General features: G+C 68.1%; 7 protein-coding genes and 2 pseudogenes. 3 read left to right on the forward strand and 6 right to left on the reverse strand.

Going from position 1 to position 7957, the window contains the following annotated elements; all coding sequences use genetic code 11:
- Positions 1–328: 328 nt before the first annotated feature.
- The 4 genes and pseudogenes from AB0F18_RS37535 to AB0F18_RS37550 all read right to left on the reverse strand — a co-directional run.
- Positions 329–1132, reverse strand: a pseudogene (locus AB0F18_RS37535) (transposase); the annotation flags it as partial.
- A gap of 166 nt (positions 1133–1298) precedes the next feature.
- Complete coding sequence (locus AB0F18_RS37540) at positions 1299–1577, reverse strand: hypothetical protein (protein WP_362069514.1); 279 nt, start codon at positions 1575–1577, stop codon at positions 1299–1301.
- 48 nt (positions 1578–1625) lie between these two features.
- Positions 1626–2312, reverse strand: a complete 687-nt coding sequence (locus AB0F18_RS37545) for a response regulator transcription factor (RefSeq protein ID WP_362069517.1) — start codon at positions 2310–2312, stop codon at positions 1626–1628.
- A complete protein-coding gene (locus AB0F18_RS37550) occupies positions 2309–3508 on the reverse strand; it encodes a histidine kinase (protein WP_362069520.1) in 1200 nt (399 codons plus the stop codon). The genes AB0F18_RS37545 and AB0F18_RS37550 overlap by 4 nt, the downstream gene beginning before the upstream one ends.
- Positions 3509–3650: 142 nt before the next feature.
- On the opposite strand from AB0F18_RS37550, the gene AB0F18_RS37555 reads away from it, so the two are divergent.
- From AB0F18_RS37555 to AB0F18_RS37565, 3 genes and pseudogenes are all read left to right on the forward strand, one after another.
- A complete protein-coding gene (locus AB0F18_RS37555; RefSeq protein ID WP_362069523.1) occupies positions 3651–4868 on the forward strand; it encodes an alpha/beta hydrolase in 1218 nt (405 codons plus the stop codon).
- A gap of 373 nt (positions 4869–5241) precedes the next feature.
- A pseudogene (locus tag AB0F18_RS37560) lies at positions 5242–5458 on the forward strand (IS256 family transposase); the annotation flags it as partial.
- A gap of 222 nt (positions 5459–5680) precedes the next feature.
- A complete protein-coding gene (locus AB0F18_RS37565) occupies positions 5681–6073 on the forward strand; it encodes a hypothetical protein (protein ID WP_362069526.1) in 393 nt (130 codons plus the stop codon).
- Positions 6074–6080: 7 nt separating this feature from the next.
- On the opposite strand, the gene AB0F18_RS37570 is transcribed toward AB0F18_RS37565, so the two are convergent.
- Together AB0F18_RS37570 and AB0F18_RS37575 are read right to left on the reverse strand one after the other, a co-directional pair.
- Positions 6081–6314 carry a hypothetical protein gene (locus AB0F18_RS37570; protein ID WP_362069529.1) on the reverse strand — a complete coding sequence of 78 codons (234 nt, stop codon included), beginning with the start codon at positions 6312–6314 and terminating at the stop codon, positions 6081–6083.
- 664 nt (positions 6315–6978) lie between these two features.
- Positions 6979–7278, reverse strand: a complete 300-nt coding sequence (locus tag AB0F18_RS37575; RefSeq protein WP_362069532.1) for a hypothetical protein — start codon at positions 7276–7278, stop codon at positions 6979–6981.
- Between the last annotated feature and the right edge of the window lie 679 nt (positions 7279–7957).

A 7957-nucleotide genomic window follows, 5' to 3' on the forward strand; every position in this document is an offset into this window, starting at 1 on the left:
GCAGTGACCGTCTGGTGGACGCGCTGTTCATCCACGGAACGCCTGATGAGATCGTCACTCAGCTCACCAAACGCCAGGTGGCCGGAGCTGACCACGTCGCTCTTCGGGTCGTAACCGCCGGCCACCGTCTCTTCGCACGCACCGCATGGCGCGACCTTGCCACCGCACTGCACTGAGCTGCCCCGTTGATCGCTTCGCATCGAAGCAGCACCTGCTGGTTCCAACACGCGTGGCCAGGTTCCAACTACCGTGTCACGGCTCAGCCACCCGAGCCGTTCCTCATGCTCAACCGGCCAGTTTCAACACTGAGACTGAGCTTGTTCTTTATCTACCAAGATCTTCCGGGCTTGCCGATGGCCTTGAGGGTCTCGGGGCGCTTGACGGTTTTGCCGACGTCGTAGCGGGGTGCCCAGTGTTTGTTCTTGGTGCCGGGTGGCCGTCCGGGGCCGGCGCCTCGGGGTTTGGGAACACGGGCCGGGCAGGCGAGGTGAGCGCGGATGTTCCGAAACCCCCGGCGGACCCGAGCCGGGGTGAGCCGGTCGAGGATGGTGGGCTTCTCCCAGGGTCGACGGAGGTCCGCAGCGAGTGGGCGGGCCAGTCGGAGCTGGGTGTGGGCGACGATCCGGATCCAGGTCCAGCGGTCCGCGGCCTCGGGGGTACGGAGTCTCGGGGTGGTCCAGCCGAGGGTCTGCTTCGCGAAGCGGAAGGTGTGCTCCAGGTCGAAGCGGCGGAGGAACGCCTGCCAGAAGCGGTCCACGTCGTCCGGGGTCGCGCTGGTCTTCGAGGACCATAACCACACCGGCGGAGCATCCCGGCTTTTCGACAGGTGCTCGACCTTCAACCGCATCAGCGTTCCTTCGACCAAGGGCAGTTCACCGTCGTGGTCGAGCCAGGAGGAGCGGTGGGTGAGCCTTGGATGGACGCGGTCCCATGCCTGGGTCTCGGATTTGCCCTAGTTGGTGGTGTCGGTGACCGTGGTGATCGCGGGTTCGGGCCAGGTCTCCGGCTTGGCGAAGCGGAACTCCGGGCCGTGCTTGGGCGGCCGGCCGTTGACGCCGTGCATCCGCGGTGGTTTCGGCAGGCGCATGACGCGGCCGGAGCGGACCCGGCCGACCAGCTCGACGGGCGGGTCGGCCCGTAGCCCTGCCTTGATGCGTGCGGCCGCGTCTGCCGGCCGGCGGCTGCCACCCGACAGTTCGACCCAGTAGGGATAGTCGAGGTACCGCACGTCGGCCGCCTCGTCGGTGGACAGGAGTGCCCTGGTCCACGTGACGTGAGCGGGGAAGTTCTCGAACAGGTCACGGTTCTCGCCGTACCCGCGTCGCGCCGAGCAGAGCGCGACGTGCGAAGTTCGCTCCAGCGTCGGAGAGGTCCGGATGCGTCAGCAACTGCTCTGCCTGCCCGGCTACCGCCAGATGGGACCGGAGGTTCTGTCCGAACCTCTGGCTAGACAGCTCGCCGCTCAAGAAGCAGGCGACCATCTCGTCCTCATTGCTCACACCCAGTACCTGCACGACCGTCAGCATAGGATCGAACTCGGTGGGTGCCGCAGCCTGCTCGCACTTCATCTCGTTCACAGGTCTTGACTATTGCTCTTTCTCACACCCTGTTTCTCACACCCTGCCCTACCGTCTACCCGGCGTGAGTCCGTTCTCGTAGGCGATGATCGCCAGGTGGACGCGGTCCCGGGCCTCGAGCTTGGCGAACAGACGCGCGACATGGGTCTTCGCCGTCGCCCCGCTGATCACCAACCGCTCGGCTATCTCACCGTTCGACAGCCCCTGTCCGACCAGTGCCAGCACCTCGCGCTCCCGGTCGGTGATCCCAGCGATGAGACGTGAGTCCTGGGCGGGCTCGGTGGCCGGTGCGGGGGCCGCGGGGGTGGCGGAGGTTCCGGCGAAGTCGGCGATCAGCCGTCGGGTGACGCTCGGCGCGAGCAACGCGTCGCCGGCCGCCACCACGCGGATCGCGTCCAGGATCGCGTCCAGGGCCATGCTCTTGAGCAGGAATCCGCTGGCGCCGGCGCGCAGAGCGCCGTAGACGTACTCGTCGTCGTCGAAGGTCGTCAGCACCAGCACCTTGGGCGGGTCCGGCTCGGCGGTCGCCTGCCTGGTCGCCTCGATCCCGTCCATGCCCGGCATCCGGATGTCCATCACCACGACGTCCGGCCGCAGCTCGCGCACCAGGCGCACCGCCTCGACGCCGTCGCCGGCCTCCCCGACCACCTCCAGGTCGGCGGTGTCGCCGATCAGGATCCCGAGCCCGACCAGCATCAGCGGCTGGTCATCGACCAGCAGTACTCGCACGCTCATGCCGGGAGCCTCGCAGCCACCCGGAATCCGCCCTCCGGACGCCGGCCCGCGCTGAACTGGCCGGACAGCAACGTCACCCGCTCGCGCATGCCGAGCAGGCCGAAGCCGCTCCCGCCGGCCGTTGCCGAGGGCCTCGGACGGCCGGGCCCGCCGGGACCGTCGTCCCCGTCGTCCACCACCTCGATCGTCACTCCTGTCGGCTCGTATCCGACCGCGACCCGGCACGTCCGCGCCCCGGAATGCCGCACCACGTTCGTCACCGACTCCTGGATGATCCGGAACGCCGACAGCTCGATCTCCGGCGGCAGCGGACGCCGCTCGCCCCGCCAGGCCACGTGGACCCGCACCCCGGCGTCGGCCGTGCGTTCGGCGAGCCGCGGGATATCCGCCAGGCTGCCGGCCGGCGCCAGCGGAGCGGCCCCCGGCATGGCGTCGTCCGGCTCGGCGCGGCGTAGCGCTCCGAGCATGCGCTGCAGCTCGAGCAGCGTCTGGCGGCTGGTGGACTCGATGCCGGTCAGCGCCTGCCGCGTCTGCTCGGGCTTGGTCTCCACGACCCGCGCCGCCGCTCCCGACAACACCGTGATGATCCCGATGCTGTGCGCGACGCTGTCGTGCAGTTCGCGGGCGATCCGCAGCCGCTCGGCCATGACGGCGCGGGCCGCCCTCTGCTCATGCAAGGCTCCGAGGTACTCACGGCGTTTGCGATACACCCCCCCGAAGACCCACGCGACCGCGAACCACAACGCGAACTGCCCGGCCCACTGGGCCGCGTCGCTGACGGTCTCCCCGGGGTAGACGTGGATGTTCTCGACGAACGCGGCCGCGACGGCCGCGACGGAGCCGACGGCGGCAGCCTTCGGCCGCCGGACGGCGAGGTGCCCGCCCAAGAAGACGAGCAGGACGAACACGATCAAGGGCCGCACGCCGAAGAGGTCGCCGAGGACCGATTCGCCCAGGATCGCCGCGAAGACCGCCGCCGGCAGACGGCGCATCAGCAGAACCGGAAGGGCGAGCACGACGCACAGACCCATCATCTGGAAGGGCCCGAGGCCGGGAAACCGGAACAGGCCGGGACCACGACGGATCGACCAGCAGAGCATCAGCGCGTAGAAGCAGGCGGTGGCCAGTACTACGGCCCGGTCCGTCAGCCAGGTCACGCGCTTCGATGTCGAGAGACGCTGGAGAAGCTCTTCCATACGGAGATCGTATTCAGCGGCGTCGGCTCCGCGCGTCGCCCCGGGGATGTACGCGGGGTACACCCCCGGGCCGACGGCCTGGGGAACGGTGACATCCACCGGCCGACGCGACGGAGGAGCTGCGGAACCTAGCGTCGATCCCATGAAACGCAATCGCCGTATCAGCGCTGTCGCGGCGCTGGCGCTCGCCGCCCTCGTCACCGGAACCGGCACCGGGTTCGCCGCCACGACCACACCGGTGGCCACACCGGTGGCCACGCACGCGTTCGACACCGCACCGGCCACGGCCACGGCCACGGCCACCGCGCCCACACGGTCCTTCCAAGGCACCCTCCCCGCGCCGACCGGCCCCTACGCCGCCGGCAAGGAGGTCATCCACCTCACCGACGCGAACCGTCCCGACCCGTGGGTGCCGTCATCCGGCCCCCGCCAACTGACCGTCACGATGATCTACCCGGCCGTCCCCGGAACCGGGACTCCGGCCCCTTACATGACCCTCGGCGAGGCAGCCGGAATCCTCCAGCGCCAGAAGACGCCGGCGAGCTCCGGCGTCACCCCGCAGACCCTTTCCAGCGTCACCACCCACGCCTTCGACGGCGCGCGGCCGCAGAGGGGCAAGTATCCGCTGGTGGTCCTCTCAGCCGCGCACGAGAACCCGCGCATGACGCTCACCGCGCTCGCGACCGACCTGGCCAGCCACGGCTACGTCGTCGCGCTCGTCGGCCACACCAACGAGGACAGCGGCGAGACGCTGGCGAACGGCCAGACGTCGTCGTGCGTGATCTGCGACAACCCGGCGCTCAACCTCGACTCCGTCGTCGCCAGCCGCGCGACGGACGTGTCCTTCGTGATCGACCAGTTGACGCACGGCAATACCGCGTGGCGCCTGGCACACCTCATCGACAAGCACCAGATCGGCATGGCCGGACACTCCCTCGGCGGAGCGTCGGCCGCCGCCACGATGATCGCCGACCCGCGAGTACGGGCCGGAGTGAACATGGACGGCACCTTCCACCCGACCCCGATGCCCGGCCAGATCAACCGGCCGTTCCTCATGCTGGGCACGGCCGAAAACCACTCGGCCGGCGGCCACAACACCACGTGGGAGCAGGCATGGGCCGCCCTCGGCGGCTACAAGGAGTGGCTGACGGTCACCGACGCCGACCACTTCAACTTCAGCGACCTGGACCTGCTTAAAAAGCAGGCCGGGTTCCCGACGCAGGGCCTCTCCCCGGAACGCGGGCTGGTGATCACCCGCGAGTACGTGACGGCGTTCTTCGACCAGACGCTGAAGGGGATCCACAGTCCGCTGCTGGACGGCCCCTCGCCGAACAATCCGGAAGTACTCTTCCAGCACTAGTGCAGCGCCGCGTTGATCCTTCGGGGGTTCATGCGGCTTTGAGTGGGCTGCCGTCGTAGGTCCAGCGGTAGGGCTTGGAGTCGTGTTCGTCGTAGGCCAAGACGAAGGTGTCGATGGCCGCGGCCAGTTCGTCGCGGAAGGCGAACTGGCCGCGGCGTAGTAGAGACGTCGGGTCAGGGTGGAGAAGAACAGCTCGTCGGGTAGCCCCAGCGCGTCTCCGCGCTGGGGCCCCCTCAGAACCGGCCGTGCCCGATTTCCAGGCAACCGGCTCAAGCAAGCCCCGAGGGCTGTCGGGCAGGCAGAAGTGCTGTCCCGGTGCTGCCGTCGCGGAGGCGGCGGTGGCAGTGGGCATGTATGAGACGGGTTGCGACGTGTCGAGTCGACGTTCTCCACGGTCAAGCTGCGGACGAAGGTCATCCGCGGTGCCGGCAGCCCGGCCGCGGCCCTGGCGATGGTGTTCAAACTGGTCGAGTCCGCACAGGCCCGCTGGCGCGCGATCACCGGGGCGCACCTGGTGCCCCTGGTTCCGTGCCGGCGCCCGCTTCGAGAACGGTCACCTCGTGGAGCGCGCCTCGGACCTGGTGGCGTGAGTCCTCGGGCCGTATGCGATGCTCCGGGCCTCACCACGACAGCGAGGAGAGAACATGCTGGTCACGCTGACTGGAGGTGCCGGGGCGGGAAAGACCACACTGGCTACCGCACTGGCGGCTACGACGCCCCGGGGGCCAGCGCGGGTACTCCGCGGTGACGACTACTAATTCCTCACTCCTGAGCAGGGGGTTTGGGAGCCGGATGAATCCGGGGTGCCGCGGTTGGACGTCGGCGATCCCCGGTCGCTGGATTTCACGCGTCTCGCGCACGACACCGACGCCGCGTTGGCCAGCTCGCCCGTTGTCATCGTGGACGGCCTCTTCGCCCGTCATGTCACCCCGCGAACAGCGAACGTGCGGTTCGGCATCTTCGTCCACCTGCCTGCCGACCTGCGCCTGGCCCGGAAGATCCAGCGCAAGTGCCTGCGGGACGGCTTCCCCCTCGACATCCTCCTGCGCAACTACCTCAACCACCGGCGTGCCGCGCATGAACAACATGTCGAACCCCTGCGTGGCGGCTGCGACCTGGTCGTCAGCGGCGACCGCCCGGTCGACGACCTTGGTCAGCAGGTCTGGACGGCGATCGCAGCCAATGAGCCGATCCACAAGTCTTGACTATTGCTCAAGACTTGGTCAAGTCGGTCATCCGAACACCCTCAGCACGCTGTTTGAGCTGAATCAGGCGCGTATCCGGGCCACGGTGGATTTCAATGTCGTCAGCTGCCTCGACCGCAACACTCCAGTCCATGTCGCCGCTCATCCACTGCTCAATGCAGATGTGCAGAGCCTTGGCGAACTGGAAGAGGTACCCGAGCGCCGAAGCCGACGCCTCATACTGCTCACCCGTGTCTGCCATCGCCCACCCTCTTCGTCAGACCGACGCAGCGATCATTCCACGATGGTCGTGGCCCTCACGTGGCTATGCGTGAAGCAGGCGGCTCCCTTTCACTGCGTCCCCAAGCGCAGCGACCGCCAGTCCGCTCATGGACGATGGCCGGCCGGTGGCACCGATGGAGTTCAGCTTGCCTTCGCCCCGAACGGTCCGGGCCCGCGCCATACGAGTTGCGCCCTGCGCGGGCCGCTTTATCCGCCCAGCACGCAGTACAGCCGGTCGTCGAGGACGGTGAGAGCAGTGGCGATGCCGGAGCGTGGCTAGGGAGCGGAGCTGCTGGGTACCAGCTGTCCAGCACAGAGCAGGGCGCGGACCCCCTGCGGCTACTGGTCCAGATGAGGAGTACTGCACGCCTCCGCTGCGGTTGATGCCGCTCCGCGGACGGGGCCGGCTCCGCGTGGTCGAAGACGATGAGCATGGGAATCCGTACCCACGCCGGTGTCGCCGCCTCTGAAGCCGGGACCTCCGTCGGGTGCCGGAGAGGCAGGGCTCCACCGGCTCCTACCGTTTTCCAGGCCACCGAAGCCGAATGCCGGGGTTGAAGCCACCACCAGAATGGGCCCATCCTGGTCGACCCGGGTGGGGGCGTCCCGGCTCCAACGGGACGCCCCCACCCAGCCCACGCGCATCAGACGGTGGCGGCCAGCCAGCCGATGGTCTCGGTGGTGTGCGTGCCGTCGCTCTTGACGGCCCCGGCGAGGACTTCGTTCATCCGGATCAGGAAGCCGGTCTCGGTGACGTCGTGGATGCGGATACCCGGCGTCTCGGGCCCGTTGAAGGTCTGGGTCTGCGGGAACACCACGACCTGTGAGCCCTGCGGGAACGGGGTGGGAAAGGTGACCCTGGTGAAGGTCGAGGTGTCCCCGCCGGTCGTCTCCACCGCATTGGTGGAGTTCAGGTTGACCTTGCCGGTCTGGATCAGGCTCATCGCCCATCCTTCCTATTCAGAGACTCTCTGCCGGCCGTCAGCGACAGCCAATGAAGACTCTGAGCAACCCGACGGCCTTCCATGCGACGTGGCTCCGATCGAGTGATCGCATTCCGGCCAAAGGGAAATACCGACACAAAGGACCGGAGCCTCTCAAGCCACGCCTGTGAGGGACACAGCCCGAGCGGCACCGGGAACTCCAACCGATCCACCCAATCCGCTCTCGTCAGCGCGGACCTCACAACTTGGCGCAGAACGGAGCAGAAGTCACGCCGATCGAGGGGGATCCTCTTCTCGTTGCCGATCTTGAACCCGCGACGGCATCCATCGCTTTCACGACGGAGCAACGAGATCCCCACCACCCGCGGATGACGTCGCCGGATCCGCTATCACCACCGCACCCAGCTGCTGATCACCGGACCCTTCGTCGGTGCCTTCGACTTCCAGGTGTTCCGTGTCACCGAGGTTCGACCGATCTCATTCTCTTGTGTGTGGCGCCGGGAGGCCGGCGCCGCACAGGGAGCCAGCGTCAGCCGATCAGCCGTGCGTAGGCGGCGGCGTCGATGAGTTTGTCGGTGGAGGTTCCGGCTGATCTACCGGCCCAGGCTGGACGACGGCCAGGGCAGGAGCAAGGGCCGCAAGAGCTTCGCCTGGACCGACTACCGCGACTTGATCACCG

The sequence above is a fragment of the Streptomyces sp. NPDC029216 genome (assembly GCF_040648015.1).
GTDB lineage: Bacteria > Actinomycetota > Actinomycetes > Streptomycetales > Streptomycetaceae > Streptomyces.